The following is a 23,023-nucleotide window of genomic DNA, read 5'->3' as shown; positions in this document are numbered from 1 at the left end:
CTCCTCGACCGGCTCCGCGCCGAGGAGGCGCCGGGGCTCGTCATCTTCACCTCCGGCACGACCGGGGCGCCCAAGGGCGCCGTCCATGACATGCGCCGCCTCCTCGGCAAGTTCGCCGCTCCCGGCAAGGATCTGGTGACGCTGGCCTTCCTGCTCTTCGACCATATCGCGGGGATCGACACGCTCCTCTATGCCCTGTCCAACGGCTCGACCCTCGTCTGCCTGCCCGACCGGTCGGTGCCCACGGTGATCGACCGCATCCGCCGCCATCGGGTCGAGGTGCTGCCCACGGCGCCCTCGTTCCTCAATCTCCTGCTCCTGAACGCCGGCGAGGGCCTCTCGCTGCCCAGCCTGCGCATCGTGACCTACGGCGCCGAGACGATGCCGCAGGCGCTGCTCGAGCGGCTGGCCGACGCGCTGCCCGGCGTGCAGCTGATCCAGAAATACGGCACCTCCGAGCTCGGCGCCCTGCGCTCGCGCTCCGAGGGCGGACGGTCGCTCTGGATCCGGCTCGAGGGGGCAGGGACCGCTTGGCGCGTGGTCGAGGGCCGGCTCGAGATCCGCACCGAAACCGCGATGCTCGGCTATCTGAACGCGCCCGATCCCTTCACCGCGGATGGCTGGTATCGGACCGGCGATCTGGTCGAGGTGGAGGCCGACCGGCTGCGGTTCCTCGGCCGGGCGGGCGACATGATCAACGTGGGCGGCCAGAAGGTGCTCCCCGCCGAGGTCGAGGGCGCGCTTCTGGCGCTGCCGGGCGTGGCCGAGGCGGCCGTCCATGGTGCGCCGCATCCGATCCTCGGCGCGGTCGTCGTGGCCCGGGTGCGGATGACCGAAGCGGGGCTCGCCCCGGCCGAGCAGCGCACGGCTCTGCGGCGCGGGCTTTCCGGGCGGCTCGAACCCTACAAGATCCCCCAGAAGATCGAGATCGTGACCGAGGCGCTGACGACCGAGCGGTTCAAGCAGAAGCGGGGCTGACCCCGCCGGACCCCGCCGCCGCCCCCCGGCGTTTCCCGATCCTCGGGCGACAGGCCTTTGACCGGCACCTGTCCGTCCCGGCGGACTTGTGCCGGGACGACAAGCTTTGTCTGGCGCTGCGCACTTCTGCATGATACTGCACGATCATGCACGTTTTACCGGATCTTCCCCGCGCCCGGCGCCCCCTCATTGCCGAGCGCCTGCGCGCGGGCCAGCCCGTCGTGGCCGCGGCGCTGGCCGAGGAGTTCGGCGTCTCGGAGGATTCGATCCGCCGGGATCTCCGCACCCTCGCGCAGGAGGGGCGCTGCCAGCGCGTCTATGGCGGCGCCCTGCCGCTCTCTCCGGCCTCGGCCCCCATCGAGGCGAGGCTGGGCGAGGAGGCCGCGCGCAAGCGCGCCCTGGCCCGCCGCGCGGTCGATCTCATCCGGCCGGACCAGACCCTGTTCCTCGATGCGGGCAGCACGCTCGTGCCTCTGGCGGAACTGCTGCCCGAGGGGCAGGGGCTGCGCGTCGTCACCAACTCGATCCCGGCCGCCGCCGCCCTGATCGGGCGGAGCGGCATCGCGCTGGTCCTGATCGGGGGCGGCGTCACCATGAGCGTCGGCGGAGCGGTCGATGCGCAGGCCCTGTCCGAGCTCGCACGCCTGCGCATCGACCTCTGCTTCCTCGGCGCCTGCGCGCTGTCTCCCGAAGAGGGGCTCGCGGGCTTCGAGATGGACGATGTGGCCTTCAAGCGCCAGCTCCTGCGGCAGAGCCGGACGAGCGTGCTGATGATGACGAACGGCAAGCTCGGCACGCAGGCGCCCTTCGCCATCGCCCGCGCCGATGAGATCGGCCACCACATCCTCGAGGCCGACGCGCCCGAGGAGATGGAGCTGCGTCTCCGCCAGACCGGCGCCACCGTGCTCCGCGCGGCCCCGCCCGCCTGAGCCGGCCCGGTCTCCCACCGCCCGTTCCCCTCAGCCCGATCTCTCTCTCTGCTCGTCTCCCTCGGCCCGATTCTCCCCGCCCGTCCATCCTCAGCCCGATCTCTCTCAGCCTGCCCCCCTTCAGCCGTTCCTCCGCACCCCTTCCCCGCAAGACTGTCCCCGCAAGCCTGTCCCCGCGAGTCCCTTCCGCTTCCGCCTGTCCCCATAAGCCTGTCCCCTCAAGTCCCCCCTTCCGCCCGTCCCCCCTCCCACGCACGAGACCTCCCATGCCGCCTACCGCCGACACGCCCGCCACCCGCCTTGCCACCCGGCTGGCCTTCTTCGCGGCGGGCTTCGCCATGTCCTGCTGGGCGCCGCTCGTCCCCTTCGCCAAGACGCGCACCGGCGTCGACGAGGCCCAGCTCGGGCTCCTCCTCCTCTGCCTCGGGATCGGTTCGCTCGTGGCCATGCCCGTGACCGGCTGGATCAGTGCGCGGACGGGCTCGCGCCCGATGATCCTGCTGGGCGGCGTGGGGATGGTGCTCTGCCTGCCCCTCCTCGCGGCCTCGGGCGAGGCCTGGCTGCTCGCGCTGGCGCTTCTTCTGTTCGGCGCCTCGCTCGGCACCCTCGATGTGGCGATGAACGTCCATGCGGTCGCGGTCGAGCGTGCCTCGGACCGGCCGCTGATGTCGGGCTTTCACGCGCTCTTCAGCGTGGGCGGCTTTGCGGGGGCGGGTCTGATGACGCTTCTCCTCTGGCAGGGCCTGTCGCCGTTCGGCGCCTCGCTCCTGGGCAGCGCCGTGGCGCTGGCCGCGGTGCTGGCGGCCGGGCCCCGTCTTCTGCGCGCGCAGGGGGGCGAGCCGCCGCAGCTCGCGGTGCCGCGGGCGGCGGTGCTGCTGCTCGCGGGTCTCGCCGCCGTGACCTTCCTCGTCGAGGGGGCGCTGCTCGACTGGGGCGCGCTCCTGCTCGTCGGGCGCGCGCTGGTCGAGCCCGCGCAGGGCGGCCTCGGCTACATGCTCTTCTCGGTCGCCATGACCGTGGGGCGGCTCACCGGCGACCGGATCGTGATGGCGCTCGGCGACCGGCGGGTGCTGCTCTACGGCGGGTTCCTCACGCTCGCGGGCTTCGCGCTGCTTCTTCTGTCCGACTGGCGGCCGGGCGCGCTTGCGGGCTTCGTGCTGATCGGCTGCGGCGCCTCGAACATCGTGCCCGTCCTCTTCAGCCTCGCCGGACGCCAGACGGTCATGCCGCCCGCGCTGGCCATCGCGGCGGTGACGACCACGGGCTATGCGGGCATCCTCGCCGGCCCGGCGCTCATGGGCTTCGTCTCTCATGCGACGAGCCTGCCGCTCGCCTTCTGGATGCTCGCGCTCCTCATGGCGCTGGTGCCCGCCACCGCGCGCATCGTGGCGAGGAACTGACGCCCTCGCAGGATCTTGATAGGGCGTGAGGGCCGCGCGCCTTCGCCGGGACGGACGGCATGTCCAGATAGACGGTGCGCGGACCGTTCCGGCACGCCGCCCCGTCCCGAATGCCGTCCTGCAGCGAAGGTCCAGCGCATGAACGAACCCAGCCCCGACATGCCGCAGGGCCTGCCTCCGCGCGAGGCGCCGCCGCTCCGGGCCGAGCCTGCCGAGCGGTCGGGCGCCCGCCACGCGCGCGAGCTCGAGCGGCATCTGGGCTGGCTCGACAGCTTCACCGGCGTGGCGCTCGGCGTGCTGGCGGCGGCCTCGGGCATCTATACCTACTTGGGTGTCCGCACCCTTCTCGACGATACCGGCGCCTGGACGACCTTTGCCGCGCTTTCCTATTCCATCGCCGTCTCGGTCGGGATCTTCGTCTTCTGGTCCTACATGATGCGGCTTCTGCCCGCGATGCGCAGCGCCGCCTCGCGGATCGGCCTCCTCTGCTCGATGGCGCTCGGCAGCCTCGCCATCATCGCCATGTCCTCGTGGCTCAATGCCGCGGCGCTGGCGGGGGCGGCGGCGGTCGAGCAGCATCTGGCCGAGACGGTGCAGGATTATCAGGCCTCGCTCGAGCGCGCCCATGCCAATGCCATCGCGGGCCAGAGCCTTGCGCGCGACGTGGCGCGGGTGCGCCAGAGCTTCGGGGATCTCTCCGAGCAGGAGGCCACGGGCGATCTCTCGGGCTTTGCCGGGCGCGGCGCCGTGTTCCGCGTCCTCACGCAGAAGGCGGCCGAGCTCGGCGCGCTCGAAGAGCAGATCGCCGCGCAGGATGCGCCGCTGACGGCCGCCTTCGCCGAGGGCAATGCGATCCTCAGCCGGATGCGGGCCCTCACGGTCGAGGCGGGGCCGGTCGAGCAGCGCTCGGTGCGCTTCTCGGAAGAGGCGGTGCGGCTCGCCGGCATCGTGGCGCAGCTCCGGCAGCTCAATGTGGCGCCGCTCGTGGCGCGCGCGGCGCAGGATCTGGCCGAGTCCGTGGTGCTGCCCGAGCTCGACGGCAGGTCCGATCTCGCGCGCTCGAGCCAGGCCAGCACCATCGGTTCGGTCCTGTCGCTCCTGCGCCAGCGGGCCGAGACCCTGCGCGGGGCCGCGGCCGAGGTCGAGGCGCTGCCCGCCGCCGAGGAGACGGTCTATACCCCCATCTCGGCCGCGGATGCCGTCATCCGCTATGCCGGAAACTTCGTGCCGAGCTGGGCGGGCGCCATCGCGATCGACCTTCTGCCCGCCGTCCTCGTCTTCATCGTCATGGTCACGCAGGCCGCCATCCGTGCGGGCCGGGGCGAGGGGGCGGCCGAGGAGACGATGACGGTGGCCGAGCTGCGCGCCGCGCTCGCTGCCGCGCGGCTTCTGCAGGAGGTCGAGCCGCAGAGGGATCCGAGGTCGCCATGAGTGCCGAGGCCGCGCCCCGGCGGGCGATCTGGGCCATGCTGATCCTGCAGGTGGGCATCGGCGCCGCGCTGATCGGCATGGATCTGGCGCGCCCCGCGCCGCCCTCGCCGGCCGATCTCTTCGCGCCGGCGAGCGTCCCGCAGATGCGGCCCTACCGTCCCGATCTGCGCCCCGCGCCGGGCACCGACGGGCCGCAGATGCGCCCCATGCCGGCCCGGCTGGAATTCGGCGGCGAGGGCGCGCGCGTCACCCTCACGGGCCAGATCGCGGCCGGGGATGCGGCCCGCTTCGCCGCCCTCCTCGAAGAGCGGGGCGAGCGGCCCGAGGTGGTGGCGCTCGACAGTTCGGGCGGCGTCGTGTCCGAGGCCCTGCTGATCGGCCGCCGGATCCGCGCGCTCGGGGCCGCGACGGAGGTCGGGGCCGGCGCCGTCTGCCTCTCGGCCTGCCCCTATCTCCTCGCGGGTGGGGGCGAGCGGCGGGGTGCCGAGGGCGGGCTCGTGGGAGGGCATCAGCATTATTTCGGCGAGAACAGCCTCTTGCCCGCCTTTCTTGCCGTCGAGGATGTGCAGCGCGGACAGGCCGAGGTCATGCGCTATCTCGACGAGATGGGCGTGGACCCGCGCCTGATGATGCACGGGATGGAGACGCCCGCGCGCGAGATCTACATGCTCGACGCCGCCCGTCTGGCCGAGTTGCGGCTGTCAACCGAGGGCGGGTGATCGGGCCGTTCCCGCCGGGCTGGATCCGGCGGTTCCCCGGAACTCAGACCGACCGTCTGGCAAAGTTGCGGCTGTCAACCGGCAGCGGGTGATCCGCCGTTGCCTGATGGGATCGATCCCGAGGTTGCCCGGATCTCAGACCGCCCGTCTGGCAAAGTTGCGGCTGTCAACCGGCAGCGGGTGATCCGCCGTTGCCTGATGGGATCGATCCCGAGGTTGCCCGGATCTCAGACCGCCCGTCTGGCAAAGTTGCGGCTGTCAACCGGCAGCGGGTGATCCGCCGTTGCCTGATGGGATCGATCCCGAGGTTGCCCGGATCTCAGACCGCCCGTCTGGCAAAGTTGCGGCTGTCAACCGGCAGCGGGTGATCCGCCGTTGCCTGATGGGATCGATCCCGAGGTTGCCCGGATCTCAGACCGCCCGTCTGGCAAAGTTGCGGCTGTCAACCGGCAGCGGGTGATCCGCCGTTGCCTGATGGGATCGATCCCGAGGTTGCCCGGATCTCAGACCGCCCGTCTGGCAAAGTTGCGGCTGTCAACCGGCGGCGGGTGATCCGGCCGCTTCCCGAAGGGTTGGATCCGGCGGTTGCCCGATCCACGGGCCCGACACCGTGCGACGGTGCGGCTGTCGCCTGTCCGATGCGACCGGCCGCTCTGCCCGGGGCCCTTCCAGCGCCGGGCCGATGCTCTCCGGGGTGTCGGGGCGCGCGAGCCTTCAGGGCCCGGCCTGTCAGTCGCGCGGACGGCGGAGGAAGCGCGCGAAGCCTGCGAGGAACTCGGCCAGCCGGGCGCGCGTGGCCTCGTCGGTAAGGGTGCCGCAGCCGTCGAACAGCTCGCCCGCGCGCGAGACCATGAGGCGGCCCTCGAACCAGGGCTCCATCCCGAGCGTGCGGATCACCGGCAGCCAGTGGGTCTGGGCGAGCGTCGTGCCGAAATTGCCCGGCGAGGCGCCGATGATCGCCACCGGCTTGCCGCGGAAGAGGGTGCGGCCGGCGGGCGGGCGGCTCATCCAGTCGATCGTGTTCTTGAAGGCGCCCGGAATGCCGTTGTTGTATTCCGGCGTCACGAGGAGGAGCGCATTCGCGGCGGCGAGCCCCTCCTGCAGGCGCACGACCGCCTCGGGCAGGCCGGTCTCGGCCTCCAGATCGCCGTCGTAGATCGGCACGCCCGCGATGGAATGCACCTCCACCTCGACACCCGCAGGAGCGAGTTCGGCCGCGGCCCGGAGGAGGCCCGCGTTGAACGAGGCCTGCCGGAGGCTGCCTGCCAGTCCGAAGATGCGTGTCATCCCTGCCCTTCCTCTCGCTGTCCGGATGCGCCTGACCCGCTCCGGCAGCCCCACTCTGACCGGAGCGACGGGGATTGGCGAGAGGCTGAATGCCGGGATCGCGCGGCGGTGCGAGCGCGGGAAGGCGCAGGCCTTCGGGTTCTCCCGGCGGACGGCTTCCCCAAGGGCGCGGCCTTTCGGGGGCGGGGCGCGCGCAAAGCTCTGTGCCGGCGGCCACGAACCATTGCCTCCCGCCGGGGAAGCTGGAAAGGTCGGGACGATGGCAGGACGGCGCTTCCGCCGGGATCCGGGCGCGGTGGCGCGCCGCACGATCCTGCCCGACCTGCGGCGACGGAGAGGGAGACCGGGATGACGGACTGGACGGACGCCTCGGCTGCGGAATTCCTGCGCCATCTCTTCACGCAGGCGGTGGAGGCGTCGAAGCCCGAGGCACGGATCGCCCCCCTGCTGCCGCCGCCGCCCGAAGGCCGGATCCTCGTCCTCGGTGCGGGCAAGGCCGCCGTGGGCATGGCCCGCGCGGTCGAGGCCCATTATGCCGATGCGCCGCGCCTCTCGGGCCTCGTCATCACCCGCCACGGGCAGGGGGAGGAGCCCGCTTTGGGCCGGATCGCCGTGCGCGAGGCCGCCCATCCGGTGCCCGATGCGGCCGGCCTCGCCGCCACGGAGGAGCTTCTGGCCCTGACCCGAGGGCTCGGGCCCGAGGATCTGGTGATCGCCCTGATCTCGGGCGGCGCCTCGGCGCTGATGGTGGCGCCGCTCGCGGGCCTCACGCTTGCCGACAAGGTGGAGCTCAACCGGGCGCTCCTCGCCTCGGGCGCCACGATCTCGGAGATGAACTGCCTGCGGCGGCACCTGAGCCGGGTGAAGGGCGGCCGCCTCGCCGCCGCCTGTGCCCCGGCACGGGTGCTGGCGCTGCTCGTCTCGGACGTGCCGGGCGACGATCCGGCGGTGATCGCCTCGGGGCCCTGCCACGGCGATGCCACCACCGTCGCCGATGCGCAGGCGGTGCTGGGGCGCCTCGGCCTCGATCTGCCCCGGATCGCCGCCGCGCTGGCAAGCCCCGAGGCCGAGAGCGTGAAGCCCGGCGATCCGCGGCTCGCGCGGGTCGAGAGCCACATCGTCTGCTCGCCGCAGATGGCGCTGGAGGCGGCGGCCGAGGCGGCGCGGGCGGCGGGGGTTACCGCCCATATCCTCGGCGATGCGCTCGAGGGCGAGGCGCGCGAGGCGGGGCGGCTGATGGCGGGGATCGCGCGGCAGGTGGTGCTCCGCGACCAGCCCTTCGCGCGGCCCTGCCTGCTTCTGTCGGGGGGCGAGACCACCGTCTCGATCCGCGGCCCGGCGGGCGTGGGCGGGCGCAATGTCGAGTTCCTGCTGGCCTATCTGCTGGCCGCGCGCGATCTGCCGGGCTGGGCGCTCGCCGCGGACACCGACGGGGTGGATGGCGGCGCCGAGGTGGCGGGCGCGGTGGGCGGGGCGGCCCTGCTCCATGCCGCGGGCCGCGACCCGGCCGAGGCGCTGGCCGGGCACGATGCCCACAGCTTCTTCGCCGCCGCCGGCGCGCAGCTGGTGACCGGCCCGACCGGCACCAATGTCAACGATTTCCGGGCGATCCTTCTGCCCTGACGGTCCGCTCGCGGAACACCGCATGCTCGCCCAGATCGACCGTGGCCTCGCCCGCGAGGAGCTGCCGGTAGAAGTCCTCGAGCGTCTCGGTGCCGAAGGAGGGCGTGGCCTCCGCGTCGTAGCGCCCCGTGGCGGGATCGAGGACCAGCATCGACTCGGTCGCGTAATAGCGCCCGATCCGGGCGAGCTCGGCCTTGTCGCGCAGAGCGGGGACAATCCGGCCGCCGAGGGACAGGCCCACGATGATCGCATCGAGCAGCGCCACCGGCACCTGCCGGATCTTCGGCGGACGGCCCATGAGCCGGAACAGCATCTCGGCCTGCGCCCGCGGGGTCAGCGCCGGCCCCGGCCCGCCGATGGGCAGGATGCGGTTGCGCAGCACGGGATCCTCGAGGCAGAGCGCCATGTAACACCCGAGGTCGTCGTCGCTGATCGGCTTGCAGGCGGTAAGGGGGCCGTCGCCGAAGACGAGGAAGGGCCGGCCCTCCTGCACCCGTTTCACCTGACCCGAGAGCGACTTGAAGAAGGCGGTGGGCCGCACGATGGACCAGTCGAGCCCCGAACGCATGAGCTCTTCCTCGAAGGCGAGCTTGGCCTGCTGGAAGGCGAGAAGCGGCTTCTGCACGCAGATCGCCGAGAGGAGCACGACCTGCGTCCCCCCCGCCGCGCGGGCCGCGGCCAGCGCATGGGAATGGGCCGCATGGTCGATGGCCCAGGCGTCCCGCGGCACGCCCGTGCGCGAGGCGAGGCAGGAGACGAGCGCATCGAACCGCTCGCCGCAGAAGCCGTCGCGGGCGAGCGACTGCGGGTCGGTCACGTCGCCGTAGCGCAGGATGGCGCCGTCCGGCAGGCGCGCCTGCCTCTGGGCGCCGCGGGGGCGGAGAAAGCAGATGACCTCGTGACCGCGCGCGAGCAGGGCCCTCGCCGTCGCCTGCCCGATGGTGCCGGTGGCGCCCAGCATCAGGATCCGGCGCGGGGCAGGCAGGGGGGCGGTCTCGGACATGGCGGAACTCCTCGGGCAGGCGGGACCGCTCGACCCTAGCAGGCGCGGGCCGCCCGGGAAGGAGACGTAGGGTCGCGCGCGGGACCCTGCGGCATCAGCCCGTCGCTTGCCTCTGCGGGAGGCTGTGCCCGCGCGCCCTGCGCGCCCGGGCGCTCAGGCGCCGGTCACGCGCCAGATCACGTCGCCCACATCGTCGGCGAGCAGGAGCGAGCGGCGGTCGGGGCCCACCGCCACGCCGACCGGGCGACCGTAGGCCAGCTTCTCGTCGTCGGAAAGGAAGCCGGTCAGGATGTCCCGCGGCGGACCGGAGGGCCGGCCGTTCGCGAAGGGCACGAAGATCAGCCGGTAACCGCTGAGTTTCGAACGGTTCCACGAGCCGTGCTGGCCGATGGCCATCCCGTCGCCGAAGCCCGGCAGCGTGCCCGCGGGCACCCAGCAGAGGCCGAGCGAGGCCGTATGTCCGCCGAGCGCATAGTCGGGCGTGATCGCGCGGGCGACCATCGCCGGATCCTGCGGCACGCGGTCGTCGACGATCCGGTTCCAGTAGCAATAGGGCCAGCCGTAGAAACCGTCCTTCTCGACCGAGGTGAGATAGTCGGGCGGGGTCTCGTCGCCCAGGCCGTCGCGCTCGTTGACCACGGTCCAGAGCACGCGCGTCGTGGGCTCCCAGGCGAGGCCCACCGGGTTGCGCAGGCCCGAGGCATAGATCCGGGCCTGACCGCTGGCGAGGTCCAGCTCCCAGATCGCAGCGCGGCCTTCCTCGGCCTCCATCCCGTCGTCGCCGATGTTGCTGAGCGAGCCCACGCCGGCATAGATCCGGCGCCCGTCGGGCGAGACGATCAGGCTGCGCGTCCAGTGTCCGCCCGGCTTGAAGGTGGTCAGGCGCCGTCCCGGCCCCTCCAGCCGCGTGGCGCCCGGGCGGTAGGGGAAGGCCACGATGCCGTCGGTATTGCCGACATAGAAGGTCTCGCCCACCAGCGCCATGCCGAAGGGCTGGTTCTGGTTCTCGAGGAAGGTCTCGCGCTCTTGCGCCTCGCCCCGGCCGTCCGGGTCGCGCAGGAGCGTGATGCGGTTCGGGCTGTCGCCGAGCGCGCGGATGCGGCGCATGGTGGCCTGCGCCGCACGGTCGAGCAGGGTCTTCGGCGGGGTGGGAAGCTGGCGCGCCTCGGCCACCAGCACGTCGCCCGAGGGCAGCACCTCGATCCAGCGCGGATGTTCCAGATCGCGGGCGAAGGCATTGACCTTCAGACCCGGCGCGGGGGTGGGAAGATGGCCCGGTGCCCAGCCACGGGCCGCGGGCATCTTGAGGGTCATGATGCCCTGCTTTCTGGCCTCCGGGATGGCCGGGCTCTGCCCGATCGCCTGGGTGCCCGGCGATCCGAAACGCCGCATCAGAACCATCGTATTGCCGACGATGGCGGTGGCCCGCGCCAGGAGATCCATTCTTTGTCCTCTTGCTTTCTCCCGAAGGCTAGCGCCACCGGCGGGACGGTCAATCCCGGAAGAGGTATGGGTGCGGCTTCAGGCAAGCCGCGCCATCCCCGCTTTCGATAGGCCACGGAGCGCCGGGGCGTCGGGCCGAGGAGCCGGAGCCGTGCCGGGCGGGCATTGGATCTTCAGGTGCCTGTGCCTCCGCTTATGGTAGCAGCATGAACAGGATGGCGGCCTGTCTTCATCCTCTGTCTCAGCAGGCCTTCCACCGCCTCGACCGGTCCGTCCGTTCAAGTTCCGGTGAGGCGGGCATCCCCTGCGCCTGCGGCGGGCGTGCCTTAAGCTCGGCTTAAGCTCCGGCCCCGAAGCGGGCGCAAAGGCAACATCAGGAGCAGAGACATGAGAACCATCAGCCGACGCAACGCGCTGGGATTGGGCATCGCCGCCGCGGGAGGGCTCCTCCTGCCGGCGCAGGCACAGGCGCAGGTGCATCGGGCCAACGTCTCGTCCTTCCGGATGCAGAGCTGGGAGGAGCATTTCGACAGTCTCGGCAAGGGCGCCATCGTGGCCGACACCACATCGCGCGCGCTGCATTTCTGGAGCGGCGACGGGCGGGACTACCGGATCTATCCGACCTCGGTGCCGATCTCGGAAGAGCTGACGAAACGGGGCTACACCGAGATCGTGCGCAAGAAGGTCGGGCCCTCCTGGACGCCCACGCCCTCGCAGATGGAGCGCTATCCCGACTGGAAGCCCATCGGCCCGGGACCCGAGAACCCGCTCGGCACCCATGCGATGTATCTGGGCTGGCCCGCCTACATCATCCACGGCACCCACGACACGCGGAAGATCGGCCGCCCCTCGTCGGACGGCTGCATCGGGCTCTACAACGAGAAGATCGCGGAACTGTTCGAGCTCTGCCCGATCGGCACGCAGGTCCGGGTGATCTGAGGCGTCGGGCCCCGCGCCGCCCGGCCGCGGCCCGTCCGCGCGCGGCCGAAGCGTGGGGCGGTGAGACGAGGGCGACCCGTTCGGCCGCAGGTCCGGGTGATCTGAGGCAACCGCCCTACGCCGACCGGCAGAGGCCCGTCCGCGCGGGGCCGAAGCGTGGGGCGGTGAGGCCCGGGCCGGTCAGGGTCTGCCCGGCCCGGCGGCTTGGCGGAAATCTTTTCCGAGCATCACGGAACGGGCGCCCGCCGGACGACACCGCCCACCACATGGGCGATGCGTTCCTGCTGCCGGACCGGATCCCGCCGGCGCAGGGCCCTCGGGCGCGGCTCACTCCGGCAGGACGCGCACGGCTCCCTTGTCGGCGGAGGAGGCGAACTGCGCATAGACCTTCAGCGCCTGCGAGACCTTGCGCTTGCGCGGGCCTGCGGGCTTCCAGCCCTTCGCATCCTGCTCGGCGCGGCGGGCGGCCAGCTCGGCCTCCGGCACGGCCAGCGTGATGGTGCGGTTCGGGATGTCGATCTCGATCCGGTCGCCCTCGCGCACGAGGCCGATGGGGCCGCCCGACGCAGCCTCGGGCGAGGCATGGCCGATGGAAAGCCCCGAGGTTCCACCCGAGAAGCGCCCGTCGGTGATGAGCGCGCAGGCTTTGCCCAGCCCCTTCGACTTCAGGTAGGAGGTCGGGTAGAGCATCTCCTGCATGCCGGGGCCGCCCTTCGGGCCCTCGTAGCGGATCACCACCACGTCGCCCGCCTGCACGCCGCCGTTCAGGATGCCGTAGACGGCCGCGTCCTGGCTCTCGAACACCTTGGCGGGCCCCGCGAAGACGAGGATCGACTCGTCCACGCCCGCCGTCTTCACGATGCAGCCGTCGGGCGCGAGGTTGCCCTTGAGCACCGCGAGGCCGCCGTCCTTCGAGAAGGGGGTCGCCACCGAGCGGATCACGCCGGTCTCGCGGTCGGTGTCGAGCGAGTCCCAGGTCGAGGACTGGCTGAAGGCCACCTGCGTGGGCACGCCGCCCGGCGCCGCAAGGAAGAGCTCGCGCGCCTCGGGCGCGTTGGAGCGGCCGATGTCCCACTGGTCGATGGCGGCGCCGAGGGTGGGCGCATGGACGGTCTTTGTGTCGCGGTGCAGAAGCCCGCCGCGGTCGAGCTCGCCCAGGATCGACATGATGCCGCCCGCGCGGTGGACGTCCTCGATATGCACGTCCGCCTTGTTCGGCGCGACCTTGCAGAGGCAGGGCACCCGGCGCGAGAGCGCGTCGATGTCGTCCATGGTGAAATCGACGCCGCCTTCCTGGGCCGCGGCGAGGATATGGAGCACCGTGTTGGTCGAGCCGCCCATCGCGATGTCGAGCGCCATGGCATTCTCGAACGCTTCCTTGGTGGCGATGGCGCGGGGCAGGACGCTCTCGTCCTCCTGCTCGTAGTAGCGGCGGCAGAGATCGACCGCGCGGCGCCCGGCCTCGAGGAAGAGCTCCTTGCGGTAGGCGTGGGTGGCCAGCGTCGAGCCGTTGCCGGGCAGCGAGAGGCCGAGCGCCTCGGTCAGGCAGTTCATCGAGTTGGCGGTGAACATGCCCGAGCAGGAGCCGCAGGTGGGGCAGGCGGCCTGCTCGATGCGGGTCAGGTCGTCGTCGGACACTTTCTCGTCGGCGGCGGCCACCATCGCGTCGATCAGGTCCATCTTCACGGTGCGACCGTCGCCGAGCGTGACCTTGCCCGCCTCCATCGGCCCGCCCGAGACGAAGACCGCGGGGATGTTCAGCCGCATCGCGGCCATCAGCATGCCGGGGGTGATCTTGTCGCAGTTCGAGATGCAGACCATCGCGTCGGCGCAATGGGCGTTCACCATATATTCGACCGAATCCGCGATGAGCTCGCGCGAGGGCAGCGAGTAGAGCATCCCGTCATGGCCCATGGCGATCCCGTCATCGACGGCTATGGTGTTGAATTCCTTGGCGATGCCGCCCGCCGCCTCGACCTCGCGCGCCACGAGCTGGCCCAGATCCTTGAGGTGGACGTGGCCCGGCACGAATTGGGTGAAGCTGTTCACGATGGCGATGATCGGCTTGCCGAAGTCGCTGTCCTTCACGCCGGTCGCGCGCCAGAGGCCACGGGCTCCGGCCATGTTGCGGCCATGCGTGCTGGTGCGGGAACGAAATGCGGGCATGTCTGGACCTTCCGGCTGGCAACTCTCGGGCCAGACGACTGCGCTTTCGTTGCTGAAAAATCAACCCTTCTTTGCGGAAAGCTGCGCAAAGACCGGCCTCGGTGACGTTCGTGTGAAGGCGGGCGCCCGGTTCAGGGGCAGCGGCAGGAGGGCGCCGGACGTCGCGAAAAGAGCAAATCGGCGGTGGACCCGCCCTGCCGCCGCTCTAGCTGGAGGCTCCCGGAGCAGGAGGAAACCGATGCCCCAGCAGACCACCGCCGCGCCGCTCTCGCGGTCCCATGCGCAGGATCTCTTTGCGCGGACCCGCGCCATGACGGCCCGCCTGGCCCAGCCGCTCGCGCCCGAGGACATGATGCTCCAGTCGATGGAGGATGCGAGCCCGGCCAAGTGGCACCTCGCCCACACGACCTGGTTCTTCGAGGAATTCATCCTGAAGCCGCATGCGCCGGGCTACCGTTCGCCCGACGACCGCTTCGCCTTCCTGTTCAATTCCTATTATGTGCAGGCCGGTCCGCGCCATGCCCGCGCCAAGCGCGGGCTCGTCTCGCGGCCCGGGGTGCAGGCGGTGCTCGACTACCGCGCCCATGTGGACGAGGCGCTCGGCACGCTTCTGGAGCGGAGCGACGACCCGGAGGTGGCGACGCTTGCCGAGCTCGGCTGCCATCACGAGATGCAGCATCAGGAGCTTCTGGTCACCGATCTCCTCCATGCCTTCTCCTACAACCCGCTGCTGCCCGCCTACCGCGACCCCGAACCCATGGCCGTGACCGCCGAGGAGCCGCTCCGCTTCACGCGCCACGAGGGCGGGCTGGTGGAGATCGGCCATGCCGGCGGCGGCTTCGCCTACGATTGCGAGGGGCCGCGCCACCGCGTCTGGCTCGACCCCTACGAGATCGCCGAGCGGCCCGTCACCAACCGCGACTGGATCGCCTTCATGGAGGCGGGGGGCTACGCCACCCAGACGCTCTGGCTGATGGAGGGCTGGGCCGTGCGCGAGCGCGAGCGCTGGGATGCGCCGCTCTACTGGTGGCAGCAGGACGGCGTCTGGTGGACCTACACGCTGCGCGGGCCGCAGCCGGTCAATCTCGACGCGCCCGTGTGCCATGTGAGCTATTACGAGGCCGAGGCCTTCGCCCGCTGGGCGGGCGCGCGGCTGCCCACGGAAGCCGAATGGGAGGTGGCCTTCCGCGACCTTCCGCTCGCGGGCAACTTCCTCGACCACGGGGCGCTCAGGCCGCTCTCCGGGGGCAGCCCCTGGGGCGATGTCTGGGAATGGACGCAGAGCTCCTTCAGCCCCTATCCCGGCTTTCGCCCGCCCGAGGGCGCGCTCGGCGAATATAACGGGAAGTTCATGGTCAACCAGTATGTGCTGCGCGGCGGCTCCTGCGCGACGCCCGCGGCCCAGATGCGGCCGACCTACCGGACCTTCTTCTATCCGCACCAGAGGTGGCAGATGATGGGTCTCAGGCTCGCGAGGGACGTGTGATGGACGCGCTTGTCATCCGCAATCCCGAGCTTCTGGCCGATGCGCTGCGCGGCCTGTCGCAGAGCCCGAAGCGCATGGAGCCGAAATGGTTCTACGATGCCGAGGGCAGCGCGCTCTTCGAGCGCATCACTGAACTTCCGGAATATTACCCGACCCGCACCGAGACCGCGATCCTGACCGCGGGCGCGGACCGTCTGGCGGCCCATGTGCCCGAGGGGGCGGAGCTGGTCGAGCTCGGCAGCGGCGCGAGCGTCAAGACGCGGCTGCTGCTCGACCGGCTGACGGGCCTGTCGGCCTATGTGCCAGTCGACATTTCGGCGAGCTTCCTGAAGGAGACGGCGCGCGCCCTGGCCCGCGACTATCCCGACCTGCCGATCCACCCGGTCGTGGCCGATTTCACGAAGCCCCTGCGGCTTGCGGATGAGGGGCACCCGCGGGTGGGCTTCTTCCCCGGCTCGACCCTGGGCAACCTCGACCCCGAGGGCGCGCGGGCGCTGATGCGCGGCGTGCGCGACTGGCCGGGCATCCGGGGCTTCATCGTGGGGATCGATCTCATCAAGGACGAGGATACGCTCGTGCGCGCCTATGACGATGCGGCGGGGGTGACGGCGGCCTTCAACCTCAACCTCCTGCACCGGATGAACCGCGAGATCGGCGCGGATTTCGACCCCGACCGCTTCGCCCATCGCGCGATCTGGAATGCCGGGAAGGCGCGGATCGAGATGCATCTGGAGAGCCTAAAGGACCAGAAGGTGCAGATCGGCCCGCGCACGATCCGGTTCGAGGCGGGCGAGACGATCCATACCGAGAACAGCCACAAGTTCTCGGCCACGAGCTTTGCCGAGCGCGCGGCCGAGGCGGGATGGCGGCTTGCCGACTTCCTCACGGACGCCCGGCAGAGGTTCGGCGTGGCGGTGCTCGAGCCCGCCTGAGCAGGGTCGGCGGCAGGGCCCCTCCGCGAGGCGGGCCCTCGGACCGGCTCGTCCGCGCGCAGGCGGCCGAGGAAGGCCTCTCGGTCAGAACGCGCGCTGGTGGGCCTCCTCCATGCGAAAGGCCCCTTATCGCGGTCCCTCGGACCGGCTCGCCCGCGTGCAGGCGGTTGAGGAAGGCCTCTCGGCCAGAACCCGCGTTGGTGGGTCTCCTCCATGCGAAAGGCCCCCTCGCGAAGGCGGGCGCTCAGACCGGCTCGCCTGCGTGAAGCCGGCCGAGGAAGGCCTCTGCCTCGGTCAGAACCCGCGTGCGGTGGGTCTCCTCCATCCGGTCCCAGGTGCGATACATCTGGACCATGCGGGGGTTGCGCTCGAACCGCGCGCGGTGCCGGTTCAGGAAGTGCCAGTAGAGGAGGTTGAAGGGGCAGGCGCGGGGCCCCGTCCGGTCCTTCACCGCATAGGCGCAGCCGCGGCAGTAATCCGACATCCGGTCGATATAGGCGCCCGACGAGACATAGGGTTTCGAGCCGAGCAGCCCATGATCGGCGAACTGGCTCATCCCGATCGTGTTCGGCGCCTCCACCCATTCCAGCGCGTCGATATAGACCGAGAGATACCATTCATGCACCTCGGCGGGATCGACGCCCGCCAGCAGCGCGAAATTGCCCGTCACCATCAGCCGCTGGATGTGATGGGCGTAGGCGAGGTCGCGGGTCTGGGCGACCGCGGTGGAGAGGCAGGCCATCTGCGTGGGCCGGCCCCAGTAGAGCGGCGGCAGGGCGGCGCTGTGGCCCAGCCCGTTCGAGCGCATGTAATCCGGCCCCGAGAGCGCCCAGATCCCCCGCACATATTCCCGCCAGCCGAGGATCTGCCGGATGAAGCCCTCGACCGCGTTCAGCGGTGCGCGGCCCTCGCGCCATTCGGTCTCGGCGCGGCGGCAGACCTCCATCGGCCCGAGGAGCCCGAGGTTCATCGACGAGGACAGGAGCGCATGGCTCAGGAACGGATCGTCGGCCAGCATCGCATCCTGCTCGTCGCCGAAGCGCGGCAGGCTCTCGCGGATGAAGTGATCGAGCGCCAGCAGCGCCTCGGCCCGGTCCGTGGGCCAGTGGAACGGGCGCAGCCGGCCGAAATGGCGCGGAAAGCGCGCCTCGACGAGATCGAGCACCGCGCGCACCTCGGCGTCGGGCTCGAAGCGCAGCGGCCGCGGACGCAGCAGGTCGGGCGCCGCGGGCTTGCGGTTTTCGGCGTCGAAGTTCCACTTCCCGCCCGCGGGCTCGCCGCCTTCCATCAGGAGGCCGGTCCTGCGGCGCATCTCGCGGTAGAACCATTCCATGCGCAGCTGCTTGCGCCCCTCGGCCCAGCGGGCGAACTCCTCTGCCGGGCAGAGGAAGCGGTCGTCGGGCAGGAAGCGGACGGGCAGGGGCAGGGCCTCGAGCGCCGCGATCAGCCGCCAGTCGCCGGGCCGGGTCGCGATCACCTCGCGGGCGCCGGTCTCTTCCGCGCGGCGGAGAAGCTCGGCACCGATCGAGGGCCCGGTCTCGGGATCGTCCAGCCGGGAATAGGCCACGCGGAAGCCGCGTTCCTGCAGGCGGCGGGCGAACTTGCGCATCGCGGCCAAGATCAGGGCGATCTTCTGCGGATGGTGCGGGACATAGGTGCCCTCCTCCATCACCTCGGCCATGACCACGAGATCCGCAGCCGGATCCGCCGCCCGGAGCGCCGGAAGATCGTCGCTGAGCTGGTCGCCCAGCACGAGGATGAGCCGTGTCACGTCCTGTCCGCCCTCCGAGGGCGGATGCGCGCGCCCCAAGGCCGATAGGCTAGGGGGCGCGGGGGCCGGGTCAAGACCGTCTGCGGTCAGGGACGGGCGCGGTGGCTCAGGGTCGGCTCCAGTCGAGCCCGGTGAAGCCCTCGCGGAAGGCGAAGGTCACGAGGTGGGAATCGATCACGAAGCGCGCGTGGATCAGGCCCTTGGCATCCTCGGCCTCGACCTGCACCGTCAGCCCGTCCGCGTCCGCCCGAAGAAGCGCGGGCCCCGGAGGCAGGGCGCAGTGGCCCTCGGTCTCGTCGAACCGGACCTCGACCTTGTGGGCGAAATGCTTGCAGAGCTGCTGGAGATATTTCGAGGCGTTGGGTGTCGCGAGGCGCGCGGTCGAGATCATGGGCAATCCTGAGTTTTTCTCTCTGGTAAGGGCTGGACCGGCCGGGCGCAAGCGCCTATGCGGTGCGGGAGAGCGTGAAGCCATCCGCCGAGCCACACGCCGGACCCCGAAACAGGAGATCGACCCAGTGATCCGCTTCGCCTCCGGCCTGCTTGCGGGCCTCTTCCTCGCCCTGCCCGCCACGGCCGAAACCACCATCGACACGGCCCGCGGGCCGGTCTCTGTCGCAGCCGTTCCCGAGACCGTGGCCGTCTATGACGTGGCCGCTCTCGACACGCTGGTGGCTCTGGGCATCACGCCCGCCGGCACGCCCGAGCGCGTGCTCGTGCCCTATCTTCAGGAAACGGCGAAGAAGGCGGCGCCGGTCGGCACGCTCTTCGAGCCCGATCTCGAGGCGCTGTCGATGCTCGCCCCGGATCTCGTGATCGCGGGCGGACGGTCGGCCCCGCAGATCGCCCAGCTCGAGCGGGTGGCGCCCACGCTCGACATGACCATCGGGCCGGATCTGCTGACCGACGCCCGCGCGCGCCTTCTGGCCTATGGCAAGCTCTTCGGGCGCGAGGCCAGGGCGGCCGAGCTCGAGGCGGCGCTCGAGGCGCGACTCGCGGAGGTGCGGGCCGCGGCGGAGGGGAAGGGGACGGCGCTGGTCCTGCTCACCAACGGGCCGAAGCTCTCGGCCTACGGGCGCGGCTCTCGCTTCGGCTGGATCCACGAGGCGACGGGGCTGCCGGAGGCCGTGGAGGGCCTGGCCGCGGCGACGCATGGCGATGCGGTCTCGTTCGAATTCATCGCCGAGGCCGATCCGGACTGGCTTCTGGTGGTGGACCGCGGGGCGGCCATCGGCGCCGAGGGCGCTTCCGCGCAGGCGGTGCTCGACAATGCGCTGGTTGCCGACACGACGGCCTGGAAGAAGGGTCAGGTGGTCTATCTCGATCCGGCCGAGGTCTATGTCGCGGGCGGAGGCTACCGGGCCATGACCGCGGTGCTCGATCAGCTCATCGGGGCGCTGGGGAAGGGCTGAGCGCCGGGCGACCGGAAGAGCATCCGGCGCGCCCCCAAAGGCGCGCCGGTTTCTGTCATCGCGGTTCGGCTGCGAGGCCCCGGATCAGCGCGTAGCAGGCGCCGAGCAGCACGATGGTGAAGGGGAAGCCGGTCGAGACCGCCATCGCCTGCAGCGCGGCCAGTCCTCCGCCGAGCAGGAGCGCGATGGCCACCAGCCCTTCGAAGGTGGCCCAGAATACCCGCTGCGGCACCGGCGCATTGACCTTGCCTCCGGCCGCGATCGTGTCGATCACGAGCGAGCCCGAGTCCGACGAGGTCACGAAGAAGACGATCACCAGCACGATCCCGATCAGCGAGGTGATCTGCGTGAGCGGCAGGTGCGCCAGCATCTCGAAGAGCTGGATCTCGAGCGCCGCATCCTGCACCGAGCTCAGCCCCTCGTTCACCACCTGGCTGATGGCCGTGCCGCCCAGCGCGGTCATCCAGATCGTCGAGACGATGGACGGGATCAGCAGCACCGCGATCAGGAACTCGCGCACCGAGCGGCCGCGGCTCACGCGGGCGATGAACATGCCCACGAACGGCGACCAGCTGATCCACCAGGCCCAGTAGAAGGCGGTCCAGCCGTGGCGGAAGTTGTCGTCGGTGCGCCCGAACGGGTTCGACAGCGCCGGCAGATATTCCACATAGGCGAGGAGGTTCAGGAAGAAGCCGCGCACGATCTGCAGCGTGGGCCCGACGAGGATCACGAACATCAGCAGCAGGAAGGCCAGCGCCATGTTCACCTCGGAGAGGCGCTTGACGCCCTTGTCCATCCCCGCGATGACCGAAGCCGTCGCGATGGCGGTGATGACGATCACGAGGAAGACGGTCACGCCGACGGTCGAAGGGACGCCGAAGAGGAAGTCGAGCCCGGCCCCCGCCTGCTGCGCGCCGATCCCGAGCGAGGTCGAGAGGCCGAAGATCGTGGCGAAGACGGCGAGGATGTCGATGACATGGCCCGGCCAGCCCCAGACGCGCTCGCCGAAGATCGGATAGAAGACCGAGCGCAGCGTCAGCGGCAGGCCCTTGTTGTAGGCAAAGAGCGCGAGCGAGAGCGCGACGACCGCATAGATCGCCCACGGGTGCAGCGCCCAGTGGAAGATGGTGGCCGCCATGGCGAGCCGCCGGGCGGCCTCGGTATCGCCGGCCGCTCCGTTGAGCGGCGACCAGTCGGTGCGCACGCCGTTCTCGAACACGGGGCCGTTGAAGGCGGCCGTATAGTTCCCCAGCGGCTCGGACACGCCGTAGAACATGAGGCCGATGCCCATGCCGGCCGCGAACAGCATCGAGAACCACGAGAGGCGGCTATAGTCGGGCGTGGCGTCGGGCCCGCCCAGCCGGATGCGGCCCAGCGGCAGGAAGATCAGCGCGACGCAGAGCAGCACGAAGACGTTGCCCGCCAGCAGGAAGAACCACGCGAGGTTCGAGGTCAGCGCGTCCCGGACGGCGGCGAAGACCGGACCCAGCGTGGTCTGGAACATCAGCGTGAGGAAGGTGAAGGCCACGATGGTCAGGGCCGACACGCTGAAGACGACGTTGTGGATGTCGAGTTCGAAGACGAAGCGTCGTCGGTAGCTGATATTGTCCTGACCGATCTCGTAGTCGGTGTCGATGATCTGGGTGGGGCCTTCGGGGGCGGGTATCGCCTCCTCGGGCAGCGGCTCGGTTCTTATCGTGGCATCGGCCATCGGTCCGTCCCTCCGGTCATGTCGATCGTGCGAAGGGACGGAGGCACATGCCCGCTGAGGTCCCTCCGGTGGCGCGCAATTCTCCCCTTCACGCGGAATGTCGTCGCGAGAGTTCTGGGAACATCAGCCGCAGCTTCGCGGTTCCCACGCGGGCGAATTGCAGGGCGCGGCAGGCAAGGAGCGCGCCGCAAGGCGGCTCTTCTGGCGGAACCGGGGGCGAATGTCTACCGCCTGACCGAATTTTTCTGGCGCAACCGGCCTTTCCTTCCACGATTGCGGCTTTTGGGAGACGATTTGCCTGCTTGGGCGGCCTTTGCCACGGGCAGGAGGAATTCCCTCCCGCGGGTCGTCAGCCGTGCGAGGCTGCCATGATGTCGGAGGCCGGGCGACCCTGGCGGATCAGGCTCACGATGGCCGCGAGCCGCGGGGCGGCGTGATCCAGAAACATCCGGTAGCCCGCGCAGAAATGGCTTACGCGGCCGGGGCCGCCGTCGGGCTCGGGTGCGATCCGGTGCTTGGGACAGCCGCCGTGACAGGCGGCGCGCCAGCGGCAGCTCCGGCAGCTGGCGGGAAGGCGCGCGGCCTTGTCCTTGCCGAACCGGCGCTGGCGCGGCAGGGCCGCAAGCTCCGCCAGCGGACGCGCCCGGATGTTGCCCAGCCGGTGCTCGGGATAGACGTAGTGGTCGCAGGCATAGAGGTCGCCGTTGTGCTCGAGCGCCAGCGCATCGCCGCAGGTCTCGGCGAAGAGGCAGAGGCCAGCCGGCGCGCCGGCGAAGATCCCGAGCATCACCTCGAAATGCTGGACGAAGATCCGGCCCACGTCCTGGGCCACCCAAGCGTCGAAGATGGCGCAGAGGAAGCGGCCATAGTCCTCGCCCGTGACGCAGAAGGGGGCGAGCGAGGCGCCGCGGTCGTTCCGGCCGGGCGGGCCTGCGGGGCGCCCGTCCGGCATCTGCCGCTCGAGCGCCGGGATGAACTGGATCACCTCGACGCCGAGGCCGCGGAGAAAGCGGTAGACCTCGAGCGGTCGGTCCCCGTTCGCGCGGCTCACCACGGTCAGGACATTGACCTCGACCCCGGCCGCCTGAAGAAGGCCGAGTCCCCTCAGCACCCGCTCTGCCGTGGGCCGGCCCCGGCGGTCGAGGCGTGCCGCGTCGTGGATCCCGGGCGGGCCGTCGAGGCTCACGCCCACGAGAAAGCCGTGCTCCCGGAAGAAAGCGGCCCAGGCTTCGGTCACGAGGGTGCCGTTGGTCTGGAGCGCGTTCGAGATCCGGTGACCGGGCGGACAGTAGCGCGCCTGCAAGGCGAGCGCCCGGCGGAAGAAGTCGATCCCCATCAGCAGGGGCTCTCCTCCCTGCCAGCTGAAGGGGATCTCGCGCACGCCTGCCGCGGCCTGCGCCGCGATATGGTCGCGGATGTAGCGGACGAGGAGATCGTCCTCCATGCGGAACCGCGAGCGGGCGGGGTAGAGCGCTTCCTTCTCGAGATAGTAGCAATAGCCGCAGGCGAGGTTGCAGCGCGGCCCGATGGGCTTCGCCATCACATGGAACGGACGGGGAGCGGCGGCGGGCATGGTCCCTCTCTCGCGGACGGGTGCTCTGCGCATCGCACCGCAGCCGCCGCCGATCAAGGGGGTGAGCCGGAGCGTCGCAGGCGGCCCTGAGGAGGCTCTTCCGGCCGCGGGGAGGGGATCTGCCACCTGCGGAGGATGCACCGGCCTCCCGCTGTGGGTAGGCCACCGGCCCGCGCGGGGCCGTCACGCCGCGCGGGGCCGTCACGCCGCCGCCGCCGCA

The 23,023-nt window shown here is 71.0% G+C and carries 18 protein-coding genes; 10 read left to right on the top strand and 8 right to left on the bottom strand.

Features of this window, described 5'->3' with window-relative positions:
• From A9O63_RS09100 to A9O63_RS09080, 5 genes are all read left to right on the top strand, one after another.
• The coding region (locus A9O63_RS09100; RefSeq protein WP_069331639.1) for an ANL family adenylate-forming protein at nt 1–978 on the top strand (978 nt) is incomplete at its 5' end.
• Nucleotides 979–1,124: 146 nt separating this feature from the next.
• Nucleotides 1,125–1,907: a DeoR/GlpR family DNA-binding transcription regulator gene (locus A9O63_RS09095; RefSeq protein ID WP_069331638.1), complete on the top strand. Its 783-nt coding sequence runs from the start codon at nt 1,125–1,127 to the stop codon at nt 1,905–1,907.
• A gap of 266 nt (nt 1,908–2,173) precedes the next feature.
• Complete coding sequence (locus tag A9O63_RS09090) at nt 2,174–3,307, top strand: MFS transporter (RefSeq protein ID WP_069331637.1); 1,134 nt, start codon at nt 2,174–2,176, stop codon at nt 3,305–3,307.
• 138 nt (nt 3,308–3,445) lie between these two features.
• The gene (locus tag A9O63_RS09085) at nt 3,446–4,738 is read left to right on the top strand and encodes a hypothetical protein (RefSeq protein WP_069331636.1); all 1,293 of its coding nucleotides are present in this window, start codon (nt 3,446–3,448) and stop codon (nt 4,736–4,738) included.
• Nucleotides 4,735–5,457, top strand: a complete 723-nt coding sequence (locus A9O63_RS09080) for a COG3904 family protein (RefSeq protein ID WP_069331635.1) — start codon at nt 4,735–4,737, stop codon at nt 5,455–5,457. Before A9O63_RS09085 ends, A9O63_RS09080 begins: the two co-directional genes overlap by 4 nt.
• A 729-nt stretch (nt 5,458–6,186) precedes the next feature.
• On the opposite strand, the gene A9O63_RS09075 is transcribed toward A9O63_RS09080, so the two are convergent.
• A complete protein-coding gene (locus A9O63_RS09075; RefSeq protein WP_069331634.1) occupies nt 6,187–6,744 on the bottom strand; it encodes an NADPH-dependent FMN reductase in 558 nt (185 codons plus the stop codon).
• Nucleotides 6,745–7,092: 348 nt separating this feature from the next.
• On the opposite strand from A9O63_RS09075, the gene A9O63_RS09070 reads away from it, so the two are divergent.
• Nucleotides 7,093–8,367, top strand: coding sequence for a glycerate kinase type-2 family protein (locus A9O63_RS09070; protein WP_069331633.1), 1,275 nt, complete (start codon nt 7,093–7,095; stop codon nt 8,365–8,367).
• Here the strand turns inward: A9O63_RS09070 and A9O63_RS09065 are convergent.
• Complete coding sequence (locus tag A9O63_RS09065) at nt 8,336–9,370, bottom strand: NAD(P)H-binding protein (protein ID WP_084295732.1); 1,035 nt, start codon at nt 9,368–9,370, stop codon at nt 8,336–8,338. The two genes, A9O63_RS09070 and A9O63_RS09065, sit on opposite strands and share 32 nt — an antisense overlap.
• Nucleotides 9,371–9,523: 153 nt before the next feature.
• Nucleotides 9,524–10,813, bottom strand: coding sequence for a PQQ-dependent sugar dehydrogenase (locus A9O63_RS09060; RefSeq protein ID WP_069331632.1), 1,290 nt, complete (start codon nt 10,811–10,813; stop codon nt 9,524–9,526).
• A 387-nt stretch (nt 10,814–11,200) separates the two neighbouring features.
• On the opposite strand from A9O63_RS09060, the gene A9O63_RS09055 reads away from it, so the two are divergent.
• On the top strand, nt 11,201–11,752 hold the full coding sequence (locus A9O63_RS09055) for a L,D-transpeptidase (RefSeq protein WP_069331631.1): 552 nt from the start codon (nt 11,201–11,203) through the stop codon (nt 11,750–11,752).
• A 327-nt stretch (nt 11,753–12,079) separates the two neighbouring features.
• Here the strand turns inward: A9O63_RS09055 and ilvD are convergent, their stop codons facing one another.
• Nucleotides 12,080–13,918, bottom strand: coding sequence for a dihydroxy-acid dehydratase (gene ilvD, locus A9O63_RS09050; RefSeq protein ID WP_069331630.1), 1,839 nt, complete (start codon nt 13,916–13,918; stop codon nt 12,080–12,082).
• Nucleotides 13,919–14,156: 238 nt separating this feature from the next.
• Between ilvD and egtB the strand changes: the two genes are divergently transcribed.
• On the top strand, nt 14,157–15,404 hold the full coding sequence (gene egtB, locus A9O63_RS09045; protein ID WP_069331629.1) for an ergothioneine biosynthesis protein EgtB: 1,248 nt from the start codon (nt 14,157–14,159) through the stop codon (nt 15,402–15,404).
• Nucleotides 15,404–16,336 carry an L-histidine N(alpha)-methyltransferase gene (gene egtD / locus A9O63_RS09040; protein WP_069331628.1) on the top strand — a complete coding sequence of 311 codons (933 nt, stop codon included), beginning with the start codon at nt 15,404–15,406 and terminating at the stop codon, nt 16,334–16,336. Before egtB ends, egtD begins: the two co-directional genes overlap by 1 nt.
• 244 nt (nt 16,337–16,580) lie before the next feature.
• On the opposite strand, the gene cryB is transcribed toward egtD, so the two are convergent.
• Nucleotides 16,581–18,107 (bottom strand): cryptochrome/photolyase CryB, encoded by a 1,527-nt coding sequence (gene cryB / locus A9O63_RS09035; protein ID WP_069331627.1) that lies wholly within the window; start codon nt 18,105–18,107, stop codon nt 16,581–16,583.
• 106 nt (nt 18,108–18,213) lie between these two features.
• Complete coding sequence (locus tag A9O63_RS09030) at nt 18,214–18,498, bottom strand: DUF2218 domain-containing protein (RefSeq protein ID WP_069331626.1); 285 nt, start codon at nt 18,496–18,498, stop codon at nt 18,214–18,216.
• Nucleotides 18,499–18,625: 127 nt separating this feature from the next.
• Between A9O63_RS09030 and A9O63_RS09025 the strand changes: the two genes are divergently transcribed.
• Nucleotides 18,626–19,519 (top strand): siderophore ABC transporter substrate-binding protein, encoded by an 894-nt coding sequence (locus tag A9O63_RS09025; RefSeq protein ID WP_069331625.1) that lies wholly within the window; start codon nt 18,626–18,628, stop codon nt 19,517–19,519.
• Nucleotides 19,520–19,574: 55 nt separating this feature from the next.
• Here the strand turns inward: A9O63_RS09025 and A9O63_RS09020 are convergent, their stop codons facing one another.
• Both A9O63_RS09020 and A9O63_RS09015 read right to left on the bottom strand, forming a co-directional pair.
• Nucleotides 19,575–21,230, bottom strand: a complete 1,656-nt coding sequence (locus tag A9O63_RS09020; RefSeq protein WP_069331624.1) for a BCCT family transporter — start codon at nt 21,228–21,230, stop codon at nt 19,575–19,577.
• A 349-nt stretch (nt 21,231–21,579) separates the two neighbouring features.
• On the bottom strand, nt 21,580–22,803 hold the full coding sequence (locus tag A9O63_RS09015; RefSeq protein ID WP_069331623.1) for an anaerobic sulfatase maturase: 1,224 nt from the start codon (nt 22,801–22,803) through the stop codon (nt 21,580–21,582).
• Nucleotides 22,804–23,023: the final 220 nt, after the last annotated feature.

Source organism: Cereibacter johrii, assembly GCF_001720585.1.
GTDB classification, from domain to species: Bacteria; Pseudomonadota; Alphaproteobacteria; order Rhodobacterales; family Rhodobacteraceae; genus Cereibacter_A; species Cereibacter_A johrii.
The sequence above is the reverse complement of the archived record's forward strand: the minus strand, read 5'-3'. Positions and strand labels throughout refer to the sequence as shown.

Excerpts from the sequence above, each read along its gene's own strand:
- ilvD (WP_069331630.1), bottom strand. The coding sequence starts at position 13,918 with ATGCCCGCATTTCGTTCCCGCACCAGCACGCATGGCCGCAACATGGCC.
- A9O63_RS09090 (WP_069331637.1), top strand. The coding sequence starts at position 2,174 with ATGCCGCCTACCGCCGACACGCCCGCCACCCGCCTTGCCACCCGGCTG.
- A9O63_RS09075 (WP_069331634.1), bottom strand. The coding sequence starts at position 6,744 with ATGACACGCATCTTCGGACTGGCAGGCAGCCTCCGGCAGGCCTCGTTC.
- A9O63_RS09030 (WP_069331626.1), bottom strand. The coding sequence starts at position 18,498 with ATGATCTCGACCGCGCGCCTCGCGACACCCAACGCCTCGAAATATCTC.
- A9O63_RS09085 (WP_069331636.1), top strand. The coding sequence starts at position 3,446 with ATGAACGAACCCAGCCCCGACATGCCGCAGGGCCTGCCTCCGCGCGAG.
- egtB (WP_069331629.1), top strand. The coding sequence starts at position 14,157 with ATGCCCCAGCAGACCACCGCCGCGCCGCTCTCGCGGTCCCATGCGCAG.
- A9O63_RS09095 (WP_069331638.1), top strand. The coding sequence starts at position 1,125 with ATGCACGTTTTACCGGATCTTCCCCGCGCCCGGCGCCCCCTCATTGCC.
- A9O63_RS09070 (WP_069331633.1), top strand. The coding sequence starts at position 7,093 with ATGACGGACTGGACGGACGCCTCGGCTGCGGAATTCCTGCGCCATCTC.
- A9O63_RS09055 (WP_069331631.1), top strand. The coding sequence starts at position 11,201 with ATGAGAACCATCAGCCGACGCAACGCGCTGGGATTGGGCATCGCCGCC.
- A9O63_RS09020 (WP_069331624.1), bottom strand. The coding sequence starts at position 21,230 with ATGGCCGATGCCACGATAAGAACCGAGCCGCTGCCCGAGGAGGCGATA.
- A9O63_RS09080 (WP_069331635.1), top strand. The coding sequence starts at position 4,735 with ATGAGTGCCGAGGCCGCGCCCCGGCGGGCGATCTGGGCCATGCTGATC.
- egtD (WP_069331628.1), top strand. The coding sequence starts at position 15,404 with ATGGACGCGCTTGTCATCCGCAATCCCGAGCTTCTGGCCGATGCGCTG.
- A9O63_RS09065 (WP_084295732.1), bottom strand. The coding sequence starts at position 9,370 with ATGTCCGAGACCGCCCCCCTGCCTGCCCCGCGCCGGATCCTGATGCTG.
- A9O63_RS09015 (WP_069331623.1), bottom strand. The coding sequence starts at position 22,803 with ATGCCCGCCGCCGCTCCCCGTCCGTTCCATGTGATGGCGAAGCCCATC.
- A9O63_RS09060 (WP_069331632.1), bottom strand. The coding sequence starts at position 10,813 with ATGGATCTCCTGGCGCGGGCCACCGCCATCGTCGGCAATACGATGGTT.